Annotated in this window: 18 protein-coding genes; 13 read left to right on the forward strand and 5 right to left on the reverse strand. The window is 55.7% G+C overall.

All coding sequences use genetic code 11. The features are described 5' to 3' along the window. Positions 1 to 44 precede the first annotated feature (44 nt). The gene (locus tag QLG07_RS02975; RefSeq protein WP_282468439.1) at positions 45 to 1,436 is read right to left on the reverse strand and encodes an amino acid permease; all 1,392 of its coding nucleotides are present in this window, start codon (positions 1,434 to 1,436) and stop codon (positions 45 to 47) included. A 337-nt stretch (positions 1,437 to 1,773) separates the two neighbouring features. Here QLG07_RS02975 and dld point away from each other — a divergent pair, with 337 nt between their 5' ends. The 3 genes from dld to QLG07_RS02990 all read left to right on the forward strand — a co-directional run bounded on the left by dld (position 1,774) and on the right by QLG07_RS02990 (position 4,748). Next, positions 1,774 to 3,465: a D-lactate dehydrogenase gene (gene dld, locus QLG07_RS02980; protein ID WP_282468440.1), complete on the forward strand. Its 1,692-nt coding sequence runs from the start codon at positions 1,774 to 1,776 to the stop codon at positions 3,463 to 3,465. Beyond that, positions 3,462 to 4,166, forward strand: coding sequence for an alpha/beta hydrolase (locus QLG07_RS02985; RefSeq protein WP_282468441.1), 705 nt, complete (start codon positions 3,462 to 3,464; stop codon positions 4,164 to 4,166). The genes dld and QLG07_RS02985 overlap by 4 nt, the downstream gene beginning before the upstream one ends. Positions 4,167 to 4,301: 135 nt before the next feature. Further along, entirely contained in the window at positions 4,302 to 4,748 is a 447-nt protein-coding gene (locus tag QLG07_RS02990) for a DUF3828 domain-containing protein (RefSeq protein ID WP_048917552.1), read from the forward strand. A gap of 5 nt (positions 4,749 to 4,753) precedes the next feature. Here the strand turns inward: QLG07_RS02990 and QLG07_RS02995 are convergent, their stop codons facing one another. Further along, entirely contained in the window at positions 4,754 to 5,689 is a 936-nt protein-coding gene (locus tag QLG07_RS02995; RefSeq protein ID WP_282468442.1) for a VirK/YbjX family protein, read from the reverse strand. A gap of 212 nt (positions 5,690 to 5,901) precedes the next feature. Here QLG07_RS02995 and gstA point away from each other — a divergent pair, with 212 nt between their 5' ends. From gstA to QLG07_RS03010, 3 genes are all read left to right on the forward strand, one after another. Beyond that, on the forward strand, positions 5,902 to 6,507 hold the full coding sequence (gene gstA, locus QLG07_RS03000; RefSeq protein WP_048917550.1) for a glutathione transferase GstA: 606 nt from the start codon (positions 5,902 to 5,904) through the stop codon (positions 6,505 to 6,507). A 67-nt stretch (positions 6,508 to 6,574) separates the two neighbouring features. Further along, on the forward strand, positions 6,575 to 7,408 hold the full coding sequence (locus tag QLG07_RS03005) for an AraC family transcriptional regulator (RefSeq protein ID WP_048917549.1): 834 nt from the start codon (positions 6,575 to 6,577) through the stop codon (positions 7,406 to 7,408). Between the two features lie 70 nt (positions 7,409 to 7,478). After that, positions 7,479 to 8,441 (forward strand): DMT family transporter, encoded by a 963-nt coding sequence (locus tag QLG07_RS03010; protein ID WP_048917548.1) that lies wholly within the window; start codon positions 7,479 to 7,481, stop codon positions 8,439 to 8,441. An 858-nt stretch (positions 8,442 to 9,299) separates the two neighbouring features. On the opposite strand, the gene QLG07_RS03015 is transcribed toward QLG07_RS03010, so the two are convergent. Beyond that, positions 9,300 to 9,695, reverse strand: a complete 396-nt coding sequence (locus tag QLG07_RS03015; protein ID WP_048917547.1) for a transposase — start codon at positions 9,693 to 9,695, stop codon at positions 9,300 to 9,302. Positions 9,696 to 10,253: 558 nt separating this feature from the next. Between QLG07_RS03015 and QLG07_RS03020 the strand changes: the two genes are divergently transcribed. Further along, positions 10,254 to 11,510: a polysaccharide biosynthesis protein gene (locus tag QLG07_RS03020; protein WP_048917546.1), complete on the forward strand. Its 1,257-nt coding sequence runs from the start codon at positions 10,254 to 10,256 to the stop codon at positions 11,508 to 11,510. Positions 11,511 to 11,518: 8 nt separating this feature from the next. Then, positions 11,519 to 12,475, forward strand: coding sequence for an ATP-grasp fold amidoligase family protein (locus QLG07_RS03025; protein ID WP_048917545.1), 957 nt, complete (start codon positions 11,519 to 11,521; stop codon positions 12,473 to 12,475). Between the two features lie 58 nt (positions 12,476 to 12,533). Here QLG07_RS03025 and QLG07_RS03030 read toward each other — a convergent pair whose 3' ends face one another. Continuing rightward, entirely contained in the window at positions 12,534 to 12,815 is a 282-nt protein-coding gene (locus tag QLG07_RS03030; RefSeq protein ID WP_048917544.1) for a YjcB family protein, read from the reverse strand. A 441-nt stretch (positions 12,816 to 13,256) separates the two neighbouring features. Here QLG07_RS03030 and QLG07_RS03035 point away from each other — a divergent pair, with 441 nt between their 5' ends. Next, positions 13,257 to 14,585, forward strand: coding sequence for a diguanylate cyclase (locus QLG07_RS03035; protein WP_282468443.1), 1,329 nt, complete (start codon positions 13,257 to 13,259; stop codon positions 14,583 to 14,585). A gap of 1 nt (position 14,586) precedes the next feature. Here QLG07_RS03035 and soxS read toward each other — a convergent pair whose 3' ends face one another. After that, positions 14,587 to 14,979 (reverse strand): superoxide response transcriptional regulator SoxS, encoded by a 393-nt coding sequence (gene soxS / locus QLG07_RS03040; protein ID WP_099753706.1) that lies wholly within the window; start codon positions 14,977 to 14,979, stop codon positions 14,587 to 14,589. A gap of 92 nt (positions 14,980 to 15,071) precedes the next feature. Between soxS and soxR the strand changes: the two genes are divergently transcribed. The 4 genes from soxR to QLG07_RS03060 all read left to right on the forward strand — a co-directional run bounded on the left by soxR (position 15,072) and on the right by QLG07_RS03060 (position 19,774). Continuing rightward, positions 15,072 to 15,539, forward strand: coding sequence for a redox-sensitive transcriptional activator SoxR (gene soxR / locus QLG07_RS03045; protein ID WP_048917542.1), 468 nt, complete (start codon positions 15,072 to 15,074; stop codon positions 15,537 to 15,539). A 42-nt stretch (positions 15,540 to 15,581) separates the two neighbouring features. Further along, positions 15,582 to 16,244, forward strand: a complete 663-nt coding sequence (locus tag QLG07_RS03050; protein WP_048917541.1) for a glutathione S-transferase — start codon at positions 15,582 to 15,584, stop codon at positions 16,242 to 16,244. Between the two features lie 352 nt (positions 16,245 to 16,596). Then, entirely contained in the window at positions 16,597 to 17,946 is a 1,350-nt protein-coding gene (locus QLG07_RS03055) for an NCS2 family permease (RefSeq protein WP_048917540.1), read from the forward strand. Between the two features lie 178 nt (positions 17,947 to 18,124). Beyond that, positions 18,125 to 19,774: a Na+/H+ antiporter gene (locus QLG07_RS03060; RefSeq protein WP_048917539.1), complete on the forward strand. Its 1,650-nt coding sequence runs from the start codon at positions 18,125 to 18,127 to the stop codon at positions 19,772 to 19,774. Positions 19,775 to 19,849: the final 75 nt, after the last annotated feature.

The following is a 19,849-nucleotide window of genomic DNA, read 5'->3' on the forward strand; positions in this document are numbered from 1 at the left end:
ACACCGCCGGGGCCGATCCTCTTTTTCGATCGGCCGCCGGGCCATTACAAAACCGTGGCGGTCTGCTCCCGGCGCTGCTTCACCCGCCAGAACCACGCCAGCAGGATAAACCACAGCGGCATTGCACAGAGCGCGCTCAGCGTATCCGGGTCAAACACCATCACCACCAGCGAGAACAGGAAAAACAGCAGGGTTAGCCAGCTTATCACAATCCCCGCCGGCATCTTAAACGTCGAGCGCTGGTGCAGTTGCGGGCAGCGCTTGCGGTACACCAGATAGGCCACCAGAATCATCCCCCAGCTGTAAATCACCAGGATTGCCGCCAGCGTCGACACCACGGTAAACAGCGTCATCACGTTCGGCACCAGGAACAGCAGCAGCGTCCCGCTTAGCATGCAAAAGCAGGAGAACATCAGGCTGCGCACCGGAATGCGCGTGGTGCGCGACAGAATGCGGAACTGCCAGTGGGCGTGCTGCTCAACCGACAGGCCATAAAGCATGCGCGTGCTGGAGTAGACGCCGCTGTTGGCCGAGGACATCGCCGAGGTCAGAGCCACAAAGTTGATCACCGCGGCGGCGGCAGGCAGGCCCGCCTTGGCAAACAGCGTGACGAACGGGCTGGTCTCCGGCGAAATATGCTGCCACGAGGTCACCGCAATAATCACCACCATCGAAAGCACATAGAAGATGATGATGCGCAGCGGAATCGCCTTGATCGCCTTCGGCAGCACCGTCTGCGGCGATTTGGTTTCGGCGCTCATGGTGCCGAGCAGCTCAATACCGGTGTAGGAGAAAATCGCGATCTGGAAACCGGCAAAAAAGCCGACAATGCCGTGCGGCATAAACACCGCCGGGTCGCTGAGGTTATGCAGCGAGGCGGTCACGCCGTCCGGGGAGGTCCAGCCGGTTGCCACCATCCAGATGCCGGTGACGATCAGCGCCACAATGGCGATCACCTTAATAATCGCAAACCAGAATTCCGCCTCGCCAAACATTTTCACCGACAGCAGGTTAAACAGGCACAGCAACCCAAGGGTGAACAGCGCCGGTATCCACGGTGACAGCTCCGGTAGCCAGTACTGTACATAACCTCCGCACACCACCACATCGGCAATACAGGTCACCACCCAGCTCAGCCAGTAGGACCAGCCGAGGAAGAAGCTGGCCTTAGGGCCGAGATAGTCGGAAACGAAATCGGCGAAGGAGCGGTAATCGAGCTTTGTCAGCAGCACTTCACCCATCGCGCGCATCACCATATACATAAAGAAGCCGACCACGATATAGGTGATAAGGATCGAGGTGCCGGAAACGGCGATGGTTTTGCCCGCGCCCATAAACAGCCCGGTGCCGATCGCACCGCCGAGGGAGATAAGCTGAATATGGCGTGAACTCAGGCCGCGATGCAGGTGTTGCTGCGCATCCGTTTGGTCAGACATAGCATCCTCTCAACATTGTATTATTAGCGGGCAAAGCCACCCCTTCCCCATAGAAATATCAGGGCGTTACGAGCGCAGGAAGTCGGTAAGTGGGCATCATGCTGGCGCTGTGCTGTAACAAAGTCAACACAGTGTCATCCGTAATTATTCACTTTATGATCACATTCAACTTTTTGAAAAACAGAGGAAAATTTTTTTATATGCATTTTTACTGCATATAAGTTGCATAAAATTGCGTTATCTATACCAGAGTAAAAAGCTAACTAATTATTCATTCGTAAGCGGGTCAGGTACACTCGATGCGGCAAAAAAATAAACGCTAAGGAGAGGCAAGAAGATGCAACACGCTCTTACCCTGCAACAGCTGACCGACCTGGTCAGCGCCGATAATCTGATTACCGATAGCTACCAGAAAGCCTGGTACTGCAAAGGCTTTCGCGTCGGGCACGGTGATGCGCTGGCGGTGGTGCTGCCGGAAACGCTGCTGCAGCTGTGGCAGGTGCTGCAGGTGTGCCAGCAGAATGACTGCATAATTTTGATGCAGGCGTCTAATACCGGGGTGACCGGCGGTTCAACGCCGCACGGTGATGACTACGATCGCCCGGTGATTATCGTCAGCACGCGCAAGATCAAAGGCGTGCAGGTGATTGATAATGCAGAGCAGATTATTGCCTTTCCCGGCAGCACCCTGACCGAGCTGGAAGCGGCGCTTGCCCCTTACAATAAGGAGCCGCATTCGGTGATCGGCTCCTCGTGCATTGGCGCATCGGTGGTGGGCGGTATCTGTAATAATTCCGGCGGCTCGCTACTGCAGCGCGGCCCGGCGTTTACCGAGAAGTCGCTGTTTGCACAAATTACCGAGGACGGCCAGCTGCTGCTGGTCAATCACCTCGGTATCGATCTCGGCACTGCGCCGGAGGAGATCATCGCCAACCTGGAGGCCGGGCAGTATACCACCGGTACCGCGCCGGATTGGGCGGGTAAGATCTGGGCGGATGACTATGCAGCGGTGATCAAAGACGTGGCGGCGGAAACCCCAACGCGCTTCAACGGCAATCCGCAGTATCTGCACGACAGCGCGGGCTGCGCCGGCAAAGTGATCGTTTTCGCCGTGCGCCTGGCAACCTTTGACGCTACCCCGCAGGAGGACACCTTCTATATCGGCAGCAACGATGAGCAGGTGCTGCTCGACCTGCGCCGCTATCTGATTGAGAATCTGGAAACCCTGCCGATTCAGGCGGAGTATATCCATCGCAACGCCTTCCGTCTGACGCTGCGCTATGCCCGCCATATGTTCCTGTCGATCAAGCGCCTTGGCCCGGCGGCGCTGCCCGGCCTGATGCGTAAAAAGGCGTTGTGGGATGCACGGGTGAAAAAGCTGAAGCTGTTCCCTGCCAACACCATCGATAAGCTGATCCAGTGGGGCAACCGCGTGACGCCATCAACCGTGGCGCCGCGCCTGCTCTCCTGGCATCGCCGCTATGAACACCATCTGATGATTAAACTGGCCCACGATGAGGTTGCGTCGATGAGCCGTCTGCTGACGGCCTTTTTCGCCGCGCGCAACGGCGAGTGGTTTCACTGCAGCGAAGCCGAACAGCAGGATGCGTTTCTGGTGCGTTTCGGCGTGGGTGCCTGCACGGTGTTCTACTGCGACTATTACGGTATTAATACCGACGACAGGCTGATCGCCTTTGACGTCGCCCTGCGCCGCAACGATACGCAGTGGCTGATCCACCTGCCGCCGGAGCTACAGTCACAGGTGCTGGAAGACTCCTGCTGCGGCCACTTCTTCTGCCTGGTCAACCATCAGGACTACATCCTCAAGCCGGGCGTTGATGGCGCCCGGTTCAAGGCGGCGGTGCTGGAGTATCTCGACCAGCGCGGGGCGAAATATCCGGCCGAGCACAATATTGGCCACCTGTATCACGCCTCACAAGCGCATCAGCAGCACTTCCATCAGCTCGATCCCACCAATAGCTGCAATCCGGGCATTGGCAAAACCAGCAAGAAGAAGCACTGGGCATGAATCCGACACCGTTAGTTTTACTGCCCGGCGTGATGTGTGATGCCGGGCTGTGGCAGCGTATGCTGCCGGAGCTGGAGCAGCTTGGCCCGCTAATTTACGGCGATCTGTCGCAGGGGCGCTCCATTACGGAGATGGCCGATGCGGTACTGGCAGCCTGCCCGCCACGGTTCACGCTGGTGGGGTTCTCAATGGGCGGATATGTCGCGCGCGAGATCCTGCGCCGGGTGCCGCAGCGCGTGCAGAGTCTGGTGCTGATCGCCACCTCCAGCGCGGCGGACAGTGAGGCGATGGCGGAGTTTAAGCAGGCGGTGGCGGAGAATCTGCAGCGCGCCAGCGGCACCTTCCACGGCATCGGCCAGCGGGCGATCGCGCAATCGCTGAGCCGTGACCATCAGTCCGACCCGCAGCTGCAGCAGGCGATCCTCGATATGAGCGTGCGCCTCGGGCGCGAGACCTTTATCCGCCAGCTGCGGATGCCGCGCAGCAGCGACACCGATCTCCTGTCGGCCATCTGCTGCCCCACGCTGGTGATTGCCGCCGCCGACGATCGCATGCGCACGCTGGAAGAGTCGCGGCAGCTGGCGGCTGCCATTCCCGCATCGCGGCTGGAAGTGGTCGAAAACAGTGGGCATATGCTGCCGCTGGAGCAGCCCGGTGCGCTGCTTATGCTGCTGCGCGACTGGCTGGGCAACGCGGCATAAACAGTTACTAAAAAAACAGGCGGGCAGAGGGGCGCAGGGCTGGATTAGCCGGATAATTTCAATACAATCACTGTCGGCCAGGATGGCACTAAAATGCTCAGGAGTGTAAGTGGTGATTTATCCGGGATGGTTTGCATGAAAAAGTGGTTGCTGATGCTGGTTGTCACGCTGTTTGCCTGTGGGGCGGTGGCGGCGGAGCATAACGTCGATCCACAGGGGACCAGCCTGGCCTTTTACAGCTGGTATCTGACGGCATTGAGTAAAGAAGAGAGCCCGATCGATGAACACGATCCGCTGTTAAATGAATATGTCACCCAGCGCCTGCTGCAAAAAATTAACCTGCTGATCAAAAGCCCTGATGGCATGGACGATGACTATTTTCTGCAGGATCAGGACTACAGCGATGGCTGGGTCAATAACGTCAGCGTCAGCCGTTTTACCTACAACGGCAACCGCGCCGCCGGGGATGTGATCCTCGGCCGCGATCCCAGCGACCAGCAGCATCTGCTGGTAACCCTGGTGCATGAACGCGACGGCTGGAAGATCGACGAAGTGCAGCAGGAATCCACCCCCGCGCAGTAATCCCCTCAGGCGAAGCGGCTAAACTGCTGGTGCAGATCGTCCAGCAGCTGATAGCGGCGGCGATACTCCGCGCGTTTCTTACTGGGGATCTCTTCCATGGCTTTGTGTGCCAGTTCCGCTGGCAGTTGCCATAGCTGGCGCGACAGGCGGCTGGAATCAAGCGACTGCCAGAACTCATCATAGCTGGCGACAAACGCCTCTTTCTTTTTAAAGCGATAGCGCAGGCTGCGCCAGGTGTGGCTGCAGTCGCTGACCCCCTGCAGGGTGCTGATACCGAGCTCACGCGCCAGCAAAAATGCCACTTCCAGCAGTAATCGTTTCGGAAACAGACCGTAGCAGGCCTTGGTCGCGAGGCGGATTGCCTCGTGGGGCGTATCGCGATGGGCACCCTGCACGCAACCAATTACCAGCACCGGCTGGCCGCGCTGTTCGGTAATGGCGAACGTCAGCACTGCCAGCGTAACCTCCCCACTACTGAGCAGCATCACCACTTCACCCTCGCGCTCGCAGCGGCCATTACAGGCAACTGTGACGCGAAAAGGTTGGTCATCCTTGCCATAAAAACTCACCAGCTCGGTGGAGTGCGGCGACAGCAGGGCCTGGCGCAGAACGCCAGCGGTTAACTGTTGCATAAAACGGTAATGCTGGCCGATGGTCCGGGCACGCTGGGTGGCGCTCAGCCCCAGATGCAGGTACGGGCGGTGAACTTTTCCCGGCAGCGTCGGCTGAAGCACAAGTGCTTCGCGCATTGCCGGGATATCCGCCAGCTGCCTCATATGCAGGGCGGTGCTGTGCGGAAAGGCCAGCGAGCGCAGCAGGAACTTTGCCCGATAAGCGGAGGATTGCCATGTGGCGTTCGGCGTGATGCGTCCGCTGACCAGGGCAGTAAACAGTGAGAGCGCGCTCTCGGGACTGCTGAAAAACAGTGCTTCTGATGACATGACAATAAGCCGTTGTAGGAAAGTGTCCCGATTAAAGCAGGACAAAGCTTAATGGTGCCTCAATGCCCGGTGACTGTTTCGTGACGTTATCATTCGGTTGAATCGGCGTTTACTCTTCTCTGGTAACACCTGTGCGGTGGCATAAACGGCTAACGGCGGCGTAGACTGAATCGCGTATGGTGATGCCCATCTATTAACAAGGAGTTAGCTTGATGAAACTGTTCTATACCCCGGGTGCCTGTTCGTTATCTCCCCACATTGCTCTGGAAGAAGTGGGTGCGACCTTCACGCTGGAACGCGTTGATCTGAAAACTAAAAAAACCGAAAGCGGCGCAGATTTCACCACCATCAACAGCAAAGGCTATATTCCTGCCTTACTGCTGGATGATGGCAGCCTGCTGACCGAAGGTACCGTGATTGCGCAGTACGTGGCTGACCTCAAGCCGGAGTCGGGTCTTGCGCCCTTAGCCGGCACCGCCGAACGCTACAGGCTGATGGAGTGGCTGAGCTTTATCAGCACCGAGCTGCACAAGCCGATGGGGTCGCTATTCAACCCCGCGCAGTCGGCGGACTGGAAACAGGCGGCGACCGGCAATCTGAACAAACGTCTCGACTGGCTCTCCGGCGCGCTGGCGGGTAAAAACTGGCTGATGGGCGATAAATTTACCGTGGCCGATGCCTATCTGTTTACCGTTCTCGGCTGGAGCAAAGTGGTGGGCTTTAGTCTGGATAACTGGCCGGATCTGCAGGCGTTTGCGGGCCGCGTTGCGGCCCGTCCGGCGGTTCAGCGCGCGATGAAGGCGGAAGGTCTGATCTAGACCGGCTGGAAAGCGTGAGGCAAACACCGTAAGCTGACGCCCTGTTCATTTTTTGATGGGGTCGGCAGTGGAAGGGGTACCAGAGCAGTTTTGCTACGAGCAGGATCGCGCCAGCTTCCGGCATCTTTCCGGGCAGCCAGGCGTCGAGCTGTATCGTGCGCATATCACGCGTTACGCCTTCGAGCCTCATACGCATGAAGCGTTCGGCATCGGCACCATCGATCGCGGTGCCGAACGCTTTCGCTATCGCGGGGCGCAGCATGTCGCCCCGGTCGATTCACTGGTGCTGATGAACCCGGACGAGCTGCACACCGGCGAATCCGCCACTGAAGGCGGCTGGCAGTACCGTATGATCTACCTTGAGCCACAACGTCTGGCTGCCCTGACCGGGGAAGCAGAATGGTGGTTTGAACAGGCGGTGTGCCACGATCCACAGCGCGCCCGTCTGCTGTCGCAGCTGCTGGAAAATCTGTGGCATCACGATGATCCGCTGGCCGTGGATGGCCTGTTGCTCAACCTCTGCGAGCTACTGCGCCCGCACGCCCGCATCGCCCGCCCCTTAGCGGCAGGACCACGCCATCGCTTTGACGTGGTGCGTGATTATCTGCGCGCGAACCTCTGCGAACGCATCTCCCTGAATGAGCTGGCCGCGCTGGTCTCGCTCAGCCCGTATCACTTTCAGCGGCAGTTTAAGGCACAGTACCACGTCACCCCGCATCAGATGCTGATGGCATTTCGCCTTTACCGCGCCAGCCAGCTGTTGGCCGCCGGCCTGCCTGCGGCGGACGTGGCAGCATCGGTTGGGCTGACCGACCAGGCGCACCTGACGCGCTCCTTCGCCATCCGCTACGGCATTACCCCTTCGCGCTATCAGAAGCAGGTGCGTGCTCAGCTGCGCTGATCGCAATTTGCTACAATCTCTGCCCGCTCTCTTTCCCCATACTGGCGTTTTCTTTTGGCCGGAGCGGACTATGCTTGCTGGAATTTTCTTTGCCCTGATTGCAGGGCTGATGTGGGGGCTGATCTTCGTTGGCCCGCTGATGGTGCCGGATTATCCTGGCACGCTGCAGTCGATGGGGCGTTACCTGGCGTTTGGACTGATTGCGCTGCTGCTGGCCTGGCAGGATCGCCATCGTCTGAAGAAACTGTCGCGCCGCGACTGGCAGGAGGCTTTTCGTCTGACGCTGGTCGGCAACCTTCTCTATTACGCCTGCCTGGCGACGGCGATCCAGCGCACCGGCGCGCCAATCTCTACCATGATTATCGGCACGCTGCCGGTGGTTATCTCGGTGAGTGCCAATCTGTTTTACGGCGCTGAAGAAGGGCGCTTGCGCTGGGCGAAACTCTGCCCCGCGCTGCTGCTGATTGCTGCCGGGCTGGTGTGCGTCAACGTGGCCGAGTTGCGTACAGTGGGGCAGCAGTTTGATCTTTGGCGCTACCTGAGCGGCATGGCGCTGGCGTTTGCCGCCGTCGTTTGCTGGACATGGTATCCACTGCGCAATGCCCGCTGGCTGCGCCGGCATCCCATCCGCCCGGCGACCTGGGCAACTGCGCAGGGGGTGGTCACGCTGCCGCTGGCCGCCGTGGGTTATCTGCTGGTGATGGCGCTGCTTCATGTGACCAGGCCGGAGTTCGCCTTGCCCTTTGGCCCGCGTCCCGGCGTATTTATTGCGCTGATGCTGGCGATTGCGCTGCTCTGCTCGTGGCTGGGCACGCTGTGCTGGAATGAAGCCAGCCAGCGCTTGCCGACTGTGCTGGTGGGGCCACTTATCGTGTTCGAAATCCTCGCCGGGCTCACTTATACCTTTTTATTACGTCAGTCGTGGCCGCCGTTACTCACCCTGTGCGGCGTGGCTTGCCTGATGGTCGGCGTGATTAGCGCAATGCGTATCAAGCCAGAGCCGGTAGTAAAGTCGTTGAAGATAACTCAGTAATGCAGGCTGCTGGCGAGGAAATCCTAACGATTTCTGTCGCGCAGCGGCCCGCTCTGGCTCGCGCTCACCGCGGGCCATATATTCGCATTTGTGTGATTTAGATCACACATTTTTGGCCATGTCGGCCGCGCTTTTTTTCATCTCTTGCCACCGCTGCTTGGCACAATCCAGGATTGTTCCGCTATAAGAATAATCGCTATTCTTATTGCACCTTTTTTTTGGACAGTGAATCCCTCCTACTGAATGTTAAATTCTCCATTTTTGAGACGCATTTATCTTGCGGATACCACTATTTAATCGAAAAAATGAGTCAAAAATTGATAAGTCGCCCGAGGTTTTCCCCATGGGAAGAGGAAGGATTGATAAGATAAAACATCATTTAACAGTAGTGAAGGCGTGGGTTAAGCCTGTAATGTTTAACTCTGATAATGTAAAAGCGCACTTGTAGCATGATGCTACTCACATTCTGATGCCCTTAAAGGCGCGTGGCAGCACATTTCGTTAAACATAAGCTCAGCGACGGAGCGCCCACAATAAATCAGTTTGATGAACCAGTGATTAAGCGAGAATGATTATCGTGGCAGGGGCATTAGCGGCGGGTATTGGCGGAATTATTAGAATTTGTTAAGTCACTTTCGGCGCGTTTATCTTTGCTTGCAAAGATAAACGCGCATTGAAAGCCTTGATGCTACTGAGTTTTTAGCTGGTGACTGAGTAAGTTACGGCCAAACTACTGGGCGGGATTACGAATAATTCATCAGTAAAAATCCGCGCCAAAAAAACGTCCGGTACTTTTCAATAAGTATTGAGAATATTTTAATTTGGACCTGTTAATACATAACAAACAGCTTAAAACGATTACTGATTTTCGAGATTATACGGGTAATGATAGACGCTACGGCTGATATCCAGCAGGCGACAGCTGCGGCGCGTGCCGATGTCGTAAGTATCTTGCAAAAAATTAACGGCCTGGCGCTTGTCATTGGTGGTAAAGAAATTCTTCAATACGCTTTGCAGCATCTCTTTGTCCGATGACAGGGTTTGCAGTTCCCGCTCCATAGTGTGTACTTTTTCCTCCAACTCTTTGATTTTTCGCCCTTCTTCTGAAGAGAGGCCAGCATATTTCTTTTTCCAACTGTAGAAAGTTGCTTCAGAAATCCCCAGTTCATCACAAATCTCTTTCACCTTAATGCCGCTCTCAGAAGCTTTAATGGCACTGGTGATTTGCTCTTCGGTATATCGTGACTTTCTCATAATGCTATTACCTTTCTTAACAATATTGGGATGAGAATAACTGCATTAATCAATGGATCTGTTTTGTACAGATATTGGCGCAGTGTTTAAAAGTACGCGATTGGAATGGCAGGCTTTAAGTTAAGGGATTATGAAGAAATAACATCATGGGATTTCTCCTATTTTATTTCAAAAGGGTTTTGTTAGCTTTCGATATTGGTTTTTTTGATATAAATTCGTCTCATGCCAGTACAAGACCAGGCAGTAATTAGGAAAACTCCAGCGGGCAGGGAAAAAAAACTGTGCTAACTTTGCTCCCGACTTAAGCATTTTTGTGAAAACGGTCACAGTATGAATAAGACCAGAGTTAACTACACTCGCAGCAGTTGAGAATGTGGCACGGTTAAAAAAACCGTCTCAAAAATAAATGGCATGATTTAATAAAAGGCACGCCGATGCCTGATTAGCAGATTAATTTTCGCTTTGTCGCCAGGTATCACTGTGCGTTATTGAATCAGTTGTGGACAAGGATGTGTTGGTTAGTGGCTTTAGGGTGTTGGAAACACAAAGGATGCTTCGATGAAATACAGTGTGATGTCTAATGCTGCCTGGATGATGTCTGAAAAGATTGTCTCGGTTTTTGGTGTAATTTTTGTCACCTCCTATGTGGCCAAATCTTTCGGTCCAGCCATATTTGGCCAAATAGCATTTTCTGCATCACTTTTTTCAATTGTTCAGACTATTGCCATTTTTGGTACTGAAACCATTCTTTTCAAAAGCATCAGCAAAAGTGCATCGAAAGGAATGCGGTTGATGGCCGTGGCGAAATCACTGCGCCTGACATTATTACTGGTGCTGTCGTTACCGGTATTGCTGTATGTCTGGTTGACCATGCGTGAAAATTTTATTGTTTTTGCCGTGGCTTCATTTATTTCGGCCATGTTCGTTACTCAGGATATCTTTAGCGTATACAACAATGCGCGCCTTGAATCGCGAATGAACACGGTGGCCAATGCCACGGGGATGATACTCAGTTTCGCCATCAGCTTTGGCGTTGCCTGGTTCAAACTCAGCCCGTTGCTGCTGTCACTGTCGATTGTTGCGGTTACGCTGGTACCGTATCTGATCAAGCGCAGCCGCTTTTATCAGACCAACAGCATCAGCCCACCGCCGCGGCGCAAGCGCAGGAATTATTTACGTTATTTACTGCATGCGGGTTTGCCACTGGCGATTTCCAGCGTGTTTATCTCTATCCAGGTAAAGACGGCACAGTTCTTTCTGGTTGGGGTTGGCTCAGCGCATGAGCTGGGGTTGTTCACCGCAGCAAACACCATTTCTGCTTCATGGATTTTTATTCCGGTCGCAATCATTACATCGTGCTTTTCTGAGATTTTCCGGGAACGCGGTGATGTGGCAGTAAAACTGGCTTCACGACTGTACGGATATGTAATGGCAGTTTCATTTTTGATGCTCTCCCTTGTCACGCTGTTTGGTGACAGGATCATCAACAGCCTTTATGGGCAAGACTACACACAATCGGGAAACCTCATTACGTTGTTGTCGCTAGCAACCTGCTTTTCGGCAATGGGAACAGTAGCGTATCGCTACATGGTTAAAGAGGGCGGTTTCAACTACTTACTGGTGAAAGTCATTTTACTGGTGGTGATTGGTCTGGCAACGTCTTACTTCTTTATCCACTCCTGGGGATTAACAGGCGCAGCCTGGAGCGTGTTTGTTACTGAGCTTTTATCCCTGACGATAATGAATTATTTCTTTAAGAATGGCGTCATTCTTAAAATACAGCTTTCCTCACTCAACTACAAAACCTACAGATGAGGTAAATCATGTTGAAGCTCAAAGCAGAATTGAGAAAAGGTTTTGTTTACCTGCTCAAAAAGATGCCTTGGTCTTACCAGGATAAAGTTTATTACTTTCAGAAATTCAGAAGTATACCTAACATCCGGGAACCTAAGTTATTCAATGAGAAAGTTCTGTATCGTAAATATGTGACCGGCGATCATGTACGCTATGCCAATCTTTCAGATAAATTGCTGGTAAGAGATTATATTGCCCGCGTTATTGGCGAAGAGTATCTGATTCCGTTGATTCATGAGACTGACGATCCGATTTCACTGCTCAGCCTGGGCAGCCTGAAAAATACCGTGATCAAGCCGAACCATGGCTCAGGGATGGTCGAAATCGTGCTGGAAGAGCCCGACTGCATTCAGAAGCAGCTGCTGATTAAACGTTGTGATGAGTGGCTGCATCAGGACTTCTCGCACCATGCGCGTGAGATCCACTATCGCTATATCAAGCCGCGCATTCTGGTTGAGCAATACGTCGGGGATGGCAAGTTTGCCGCCGTTGACTACAAGTTCCATATGTTCAACAAGAAAGACGGCAACTTTGAGTATGTGCTGCAGGTGATCTACAACCGCGCAGGCTGTTCGGCGCTGTCGATGAACTTCTACGTTAACAACCTGAAGAACTGCTTCTACAAAATCCGCGATACCGGTTTTGATATCAGCGGCGATATGGAGACGCTGGAACGTGCGCTAACCCTCAGCAAACAGCTGGCGGCAGATTTTGACTATGTGCGCGTGGACTGGTACATCCATGAAGGGCATATCTACTTTGGCGAACTGACGTTTACCCCAGGCGCGGGGTTGGTGACCGGTCTGGATAACGGACTGAATCAGCTGATGGGAGATATGTGGCTGCAGGACCGTAAATCAGAAGCGTTGCCGGGAAGCAAAGAGCCCGAAGATGTGCCGTTACCGGCGGTGCTAAAAAAGATTTAAAGAGTGGCAAATAATACCCTGTACGGCGAGCCGGGTCAGCTCGCCATGCAGGTGTCGCTTACGGCATTGGCCAGTCAGCGGGTGTACGGCTCATCACTTCGACAAACACATCTTTGGTGATATGCCAGAAGTTGTGCAGATTTTCCATACTCAGCGTAATACCCAGCAGCCCGGTGACAAACCAGCATGACATACCGATACCGATACCAGTAAACATGAAAGCCATCGCATTGCGACTGGCTTTTCGGCACTGCACGTTAAAGGTGCTGGCAATAAACATCATCACTGCACTCAGCAGTTCCCATCTCATGAGTAGTACGCTGGTGGTAATCGTAGCCATCTTATCTAAACTCCACGGTGATCGGTCCTGACAAACGGATGCATCATCACCATGAGCGGACGGGAGCTGCCAGGTAGGCTCCGTTTCGCCTTGACGCGCAGGTCATTAAAGTGTGACGGCGGTCACATTATATCACTCGATTTTAAAAGTTGAACAATATTTATACCTGGTATGGTAGTTTTTTTAGTATCAAAAGTGACCGTAACCTCTGGCGAAAAACGTTAGTTAGCTCTCAGTGATTTGACTTACCGCTAAGTCAAACTTGATGGTTTAAGATGAATCTCACGCTGTTTAAAGTTGTGCAGCCTGGCGATGACCTGTAGGATTTTTATCAATGCTGCTCCTAATCTTAATTTCCAGAAATCTATTCTGGAGGGTTTCCGCTTGCCGAAATCCAAGCAAAAATAATTAATCAGGGGCAGAAGATAATAAGGAGCCTGCGTGTCATTTAATGGTAACTCCTGGCTATCCAGCCTTTTACACCAGCGAAATAAAACCGTGGCCGCGCGCGAACTGCCGACCATGCGCGAGTCTTTTCAGCGCATTCACCTGATCATTATCGTGGTATCGCTGCTGTTCAGCGGTGCATCGCTGTCGGCGCTGTCGATGTTCGCACTGCGCAGCTACGCCGAGAATAATATTCAGCTGGTCGCAACCAGCGTCAGCTACAGCGCGCAAATGGCGGTAGCGCAGAATGATGCAGCAGCGGCAAAGGAGATCCTGCGCGAGATCGGTAACCAGGCAGAATTTGCCTCCGGGCGCATTTATAACGCGAACCTGCAGCTGCTCGCCAGCTGGCAGCAGCCGGGCAAGGCAGAGCACAGCGGGCTGAGCGCTGCCGTGTCGCGCTGGCTGTTTCCGCAACCGGTTAGCGCGCCGGTGATGCTGCATCGGCAGGAAATTGGCCGGGTGTGGATCAGCGGCGATGCGACTCGCGTGCTGCACTATCTGTGGCAGGCACTGCTGTGGCTAAGCGGCAGCCTGTTTGTCACCGCGCTGGTGGCGTGTGCGCTGTCGAACCGCATGCATGCGGGGATCCTCCTGGGCCTGCAAAATATCGCCTCCGTTGCCCACGATGTGCGCCGCCGACGGGCATTTTCCCTGCGCGTGCCGTCATCGTCGATTGCAGAGCTGAACAAGCTAAGCGGCGACTTTAACAGCCTGCTCGACGAGCTGGATAACTGGCAGCGCCATCTGAAGCGTGAAAATGACACGCTGGCCCACCAGGCGCTGCACGATTCCCTGACCGGCCTGCCCAACCGCAAGGCGTTTGAGCAGCAGCTGGCGACGCTGATGCAGGATGCGCTGGCGCGCAAGCAGGTTGGCGTGCTGTTTATTGACGGCGACCGCTTCAAGCAGGTCAACGACCGTTTCGGCCACGCGGCGGGGGACTACGTGCTGACCGTCACCGCGCAGCGGCTGCGCGCCAGTTTACCCGCGTATAATTTGGTGGCGCGTCTCGGCGGCGATGAGTTTGCCGTGCTGCTGCCAACGGTGGAGCGTGAGGAGCAGGTGGCTCAGGTGGCGCGCAACATCCTTGATGCGATGGCGCTGCCGATCCCTCTGCCGGAAGGTACGCGGGTAAGGCAGGCGCTAAGCATCGGCGTGGCGCTGGCTAAAAATCACCGTTCGGCCGAGTCGCTGCTGGCGCAGGCCGATGCGGCGATGTATCACATCAAGGAGATGGGCGGTGGCTGGTACCTGTCGCCCTCGTACTGGGGGCAGGAGGCGCAGGGGCTGCCACCGTCAATCGCAGTGGCGTCGCGCTGATTCAGTTGCGCAGCCCGCTGCTTGAGTAGTCGCTGCAGTCGAAGTTCCAGCTGCTGCGCTGTAAAGACTGGCGGCGCATAGCGTGGCGATAAGCGGTCGGCGTCTGTGAGAACTGGCGGCGGAACACGCGTGAGAAGGTCTGCTGCGAGTCATAGCCATACTGCATAGCGATATCAAACACCGGGCGCTGGGTCTGACGCAGGGCTTCTGCGGCCAGCGTCAGGCGGCGTTCGCGAATATAGTTGCCCAGCGTCTGCCTGGTGACGGTGCGGAACATACGCTGCAGGTGCCATTTCGAATATCCCGATTTTGCCGCCACTTCATCTATCGACAACGTCTTATCCAGGTTGTTATCAATCCAGTGGGTCAGGGTGTTGATGATGTCGTCATGCATTCCTTTTTCTCCCAGGTCTTGTGCGTCAAACGGTCGCGGTCTCAATGGTTGCTGAGTATAATTCCTCAAGTTAACTTGAGGTAAAGGGCCAAATGAAAAAAAGTCTCAACAATCCCAACAAGCGAGAACTGACCCCCGGCGACGTGGCGCAGCGCTGCGGCGTGGCGGTCTCCACGCTGCACTTCTATGAAAGCAAAGGATTAATTAGCAGCTATCGCAACCCCGGCAACCAGCGGCGTTACACGCGCGACGTGCTGCGGCGCGTGGCGGTGATCAAGATTGCCCAGCGCATCGGTATTCCGCTGGCGACCATCAGCGACAGTCTGATGCAGTACCCGCCGGGCAAACGCATGTCGCCAAAAGAGTGGGCGGTGCTGTCGCAGCAGTGGCGTGTAGAGCTGGATCGCCGCATCGAGACGCTGACCCATCTCAGAGACGACCTCGACGGCTGCATCGGCTGTGGCTGCCTGTCGATGGAGGACTGCCCGCTGCGCAACCCGGGCGACAGGCTGAGCGAGCAGGGCACCGGCGCGATCCTGCTGGATGTGAAAGGGCCATAAACTCCTATACTTAGAGTTTGTTCACCGCTTGAAGGAGTGGCTATGATCACCGTGCATCATCTGAATAATTCGCGCTCGCAGCGTGTGCTGTGGCTGCTGGAAGAGCTGGAAGTGCCCTACCAGATCAAGCGTTACCAGCGCGAAGCCAGCATGCTGGCCCCCGCCGAGCTGAAAAAAGTGCATCCGCTGGGGAAATCCCCGGTTATCACCGACGGAAATCGCGTGGTGGCCGAGTCCGGCGCGATCCTCGAATACCTGGAAGCCCACTATGACGCAGAAAATCGGCTGAAACTTTTCGATGAGGAGGAGGTGATCCAGTCGCGCTACTGGCTGCACTACGCGGAAGGCTCACTGATGCCGCTGCTGGTGATGAAGCTGATCTTCAGCCGCATGGGGCAGGCTCCGGTGCCGTGGCTGCTGCGCCCGATCGGCAGCGCCTTTGGCAAAGGGGTACAGAAAGGCTATCTCAATCCACAGATCGCGACTCACCGCCAGTTTATTGAGCAGCACCTGACCAGCCATCAGTGGTTTGCCGGCAGCCGCTTCAGCATTGCCGATGTGCAAATGAGCTTTCCGCTACAGGCGCTGACCGCACGCGGAGGCGCCGCCGACAGCCCGGCGATTCAGGCATGGCTGCAAAAAGTGCAGGCGCGTGCCGCCTGGCAGCGCGCTCTGCAGCAGGGTGGCGAAATCAACCTCTCCTGAATTTTTTTCTCCCCCTGACGCATAAAGGTTTCACCCAGCCTGCATCGTGCCATAGCCATAAGAAAGCGCTATGACGATGCAGGCACGCTCCCCCGCTACTATTTTGCTGAGATCCGCTTAACAGGTGTTGAAAATGCACCAATAAACACCGGATAATCGTTTGCTCACAAATAAGCACTGCAATTACGCGGTTTTTTGCGTGGAATAGAAAACGTTTGCCTTTATCCGGTCAGTGCCTCGCCCTGAGGTTTTTTGTACCGCGTATATTGTGCCAGGGATGCAAATGTTGGACGCCGCTGGATAACAGCGGTACTGCGCAGCGATAACTCATAAGAAAGCTCAGGGGATTACTATGTCGACTCCTTCTCAACCGGCCAGCGGCTCTTTAGACGCCTGGTTCAAAATCTCTGCGCGCGGCAGTAGCGTGCGCCAGGAAGTCTTAGCCGGACTCACCACCTTCCTTGCGATGGTTTACTCGGTGATCGTGGTGCCTTCAATGCTGGGCAAAGCCGGTTTCCCACCGACCGCCGTGTTCGTCGCGACCTGCCTGGTGGCCGGTTTCGGCTCGCTGCTGATGGGCCTGTGGGCCAACCTGCCGATGGCGATTGGCTGTGCTATCTCACTGACGGCATTTACCGCCTTCAGCCTGGTGCTGGGCCAGCATATCAGCGTTCCGGTGGCACTCGGTGCGGTATTCCTGATGGGGGTGCTGTTTACGCTGATTTCCGCCACCGGTATCCGCGCGTGGATTTTGCGTAACCTGCCGATGGGCGTCGCGCACGGCACCGGCGTGGGTATTGGCCTGTTCCTGCTGCTGATTGCGGCGGATGGCGTTGGCCTGGTGGTGAAAAACCCGGGCCCAGGCCTGCCGGTTACGCTGGGTCACTTCCCCTCCTTCCCGGTGGTGATGACGCTGCTTGGTCTGGCGGTGATTTTCGGCCTGGAAAAACTGCGCGTGCCGGGCGGCATCCTGCTGACGATTATTGCTATCTCGGTGATTGGTCTGATCTTCGACCCGGCGGTGAGCTATCAGGGGCTGTTCGCGATGCCAAGCCTGAGCGATGCGCAGGGTAACTCGCTGCTGTTCAGCCTTGATATTCTTGGCGCGCTGAAACCGGCGGTGCTGCCAAGCGTGCTGGCGCTGGTGATGACGGCGGTGTTTGACGCCACCGGTACCATCCGCGCGGTGGCTGGCCAGGCAAATCTGCTGGACAAAGATAACCAGATTATTAACGGCGGCAAGGCACTGACCACCGACTCACTGAGCAGCATCTTCTCCGGTCTGGTCGGCGCCGCACCTGCGGCCGTGTATATCGAATCGGCAGCGGGCACGGCGGCGGGCGGTAAAACCGGTCTGACGGCGATTGTGGTTGGCGTGCTGTTCCTGATGATCCTGTTCCTGTCGCCGCTGGCCTATCTGGTCCCTGGCTATGCCACGGCGCCTGCGCTGATGTACGTTGGCCTGCTGATGCTGAGCAACGTGTCGAAAATTGATTTCAGCGACTTCGTGGATGCGATGTCCGGCCTGCTGGCTGCGGTATTTATCGTGCTGACCTGTAACATCGTCACCGGCATCATGCTCGGTTTCGGCGCTCTGGTCATCGGCCGTATCTTTGCCGGTGAGTGGCGCAAGCTGAATGCGGGCACGGTGATCATTGCCGTGGCCCTGGTCGCTTTCTATGCCGGCGGTTGGGCGATTTAATCCTGTTTCGGGGCCGAATTCGTCGGCCCCACCTTCAGATGTCACTGAATTTCTCCTCTATACGCACATCCTGTTTCTAAACATTTTCTTAATTTGTTTTACTATCATTCAGGGCATGATCATCATCATGTTCGTGGTTGTTTTTTACCCACCGGAAGACGTATAAAGAAAGGAAAGCATGGAAATCTTCTTCACCATCCTCATTTTGACGCTGGTTGTTTCGCTGTCCGGCGTTGCTGCACGCATCATTCCGTTTCAAATTCCCCTGCCGCTGGTGCAGATCGCCATGGGCGCGCTGCTGGCGTGGCCGACCTTTGGTCTGCATGTCGACTTTGACCCGGAGCTGTTTTTAGTCCTGTTTATCCCGCCGCTGCTGTTTGCCGATGGCTGGAAAACCCCAACCAGTGAGTTTCTGCACCACGGGCGCGAGATCCTCGGCCTGGCGCTGGTGCTGGTACTGATTACCGTGGTCGGTATCGGCTATCTGATTTACTGGCTGGTGCCGGGCATTCCGCTGCTGGCCGCCTTTGCGCTGGCGGCGGTACTGTCACCCACCGATGCCGTGGCGCTCTCCGGTATCGTCGGCGAGGGGCGCATCCCGAAAAAGATCATGGCGATTTTGCAGGGCGAGGCGCTGATGAACGATGCGTCTGGCCTGGTGTCGCTGAAATTTGCCGTTGCGGTGGCGATGGGCACCATGGTGTTTACCGTTTCCGGCGCCTCGATAGAGTTCCTGAAAGTGGCGATCGGCGGTCTGCTGGCGGGTATTGCCATCTGCTGGCTGTACGGTAAATCGCTGCGCCTGTTCAGCCGCTGGAGCGGGGATGATCCGGCCACCCAGACCGTGCTGCTGTTGCTGCTGCCGTTTGCTTCTTATCTGATTGCCGAACATATCGGCGTCTCCGGTATCCTTGCGGCGGTAGCAGCCGGGATGACCATTTCGCGCTCCGGCATTATCCGCCAGGCACCGCTGGCGATGCGCCTGCGCGCCAACAGCGTCTGGCAGATGCTGGAGTTTGTCTTTAACGGCATGGTGTTCCTGATGCTGGGCCTGCAGCTGCCGGGCATACTTGAAATCTCGGTGCACCAGGCGGATGCGGATCCCAACGTTGAGCTGTGGGCGCTGTTTGCTTCCGTGGTGATGATCTATGTCGCGCTGATGATTGTACGTTTTGGCTGGCTGTGGACCATGCGCCTCATCAGCCGCACCGCGCTGAAAAAGCGTCCGATGGAGTTCTCCAGCTACTCGACGCGTGAACTGCTGATTGCCTCCTTTGCCGGGGTGCGCGGGGCGATTACTCTGGCCGGTGTGCTCTCTATTCCACTGCTGCTGACCAACGGCGATGATTTCCCGGCGCGCTATGAGCTGGTGTTCCTCGCCACCGGGGTGATCCTGTTCTCACTGCTGGTCGGCGTCGTGGTGCTGCCGCTGCTGCTGCGCGGGGTGGAAGGGATTGATAAAACCGTTCACCGCCGCGAAGTACAGATGGCGCGCGCGGTGATGGCCGGCACGGCGATCGAGAGCCTGTACAAGATGGAAGAGCGCCTGGCGGCGGATACGGAAGAGAATATCGACCCGGAGCTGCTGAAAGAGATCAGTTCGCGCGTGGTGGGTAACCTGCGCCGCCGCGTGGACGGCAAGGAAGATCTGGAGCGCGCACTGTATGCCGAGAACCTCGAACGCCGCTTCCGCCTTAGCGGCCTGCGTGCCGAGCGCGGCGAGCTGTATCATCTGCGCGCCACGCAGCAGATCAGCAACGAAACCATGCAGAAACTGCTGCACGACCTCGACCTGCTGGAAACGCTGCTGATTGAGAAAGAGGAATAAAGGGATTGCGGGTCGGGCATGCCCGACCCCTACGCGATTTCGCAGGGGCGAGGCATGCCTCGCCCTGGTTTTGCC

The organism is Erwinia sp. V90_4 (assembly GCF_029967685.1).
Classification (GTDB): Bacteria; Pseudomonadota; Gammaproteobacteria; order Enterobacterales; family Enterobacteriaceae; genus Erwinia; species Erwinia aphidicola.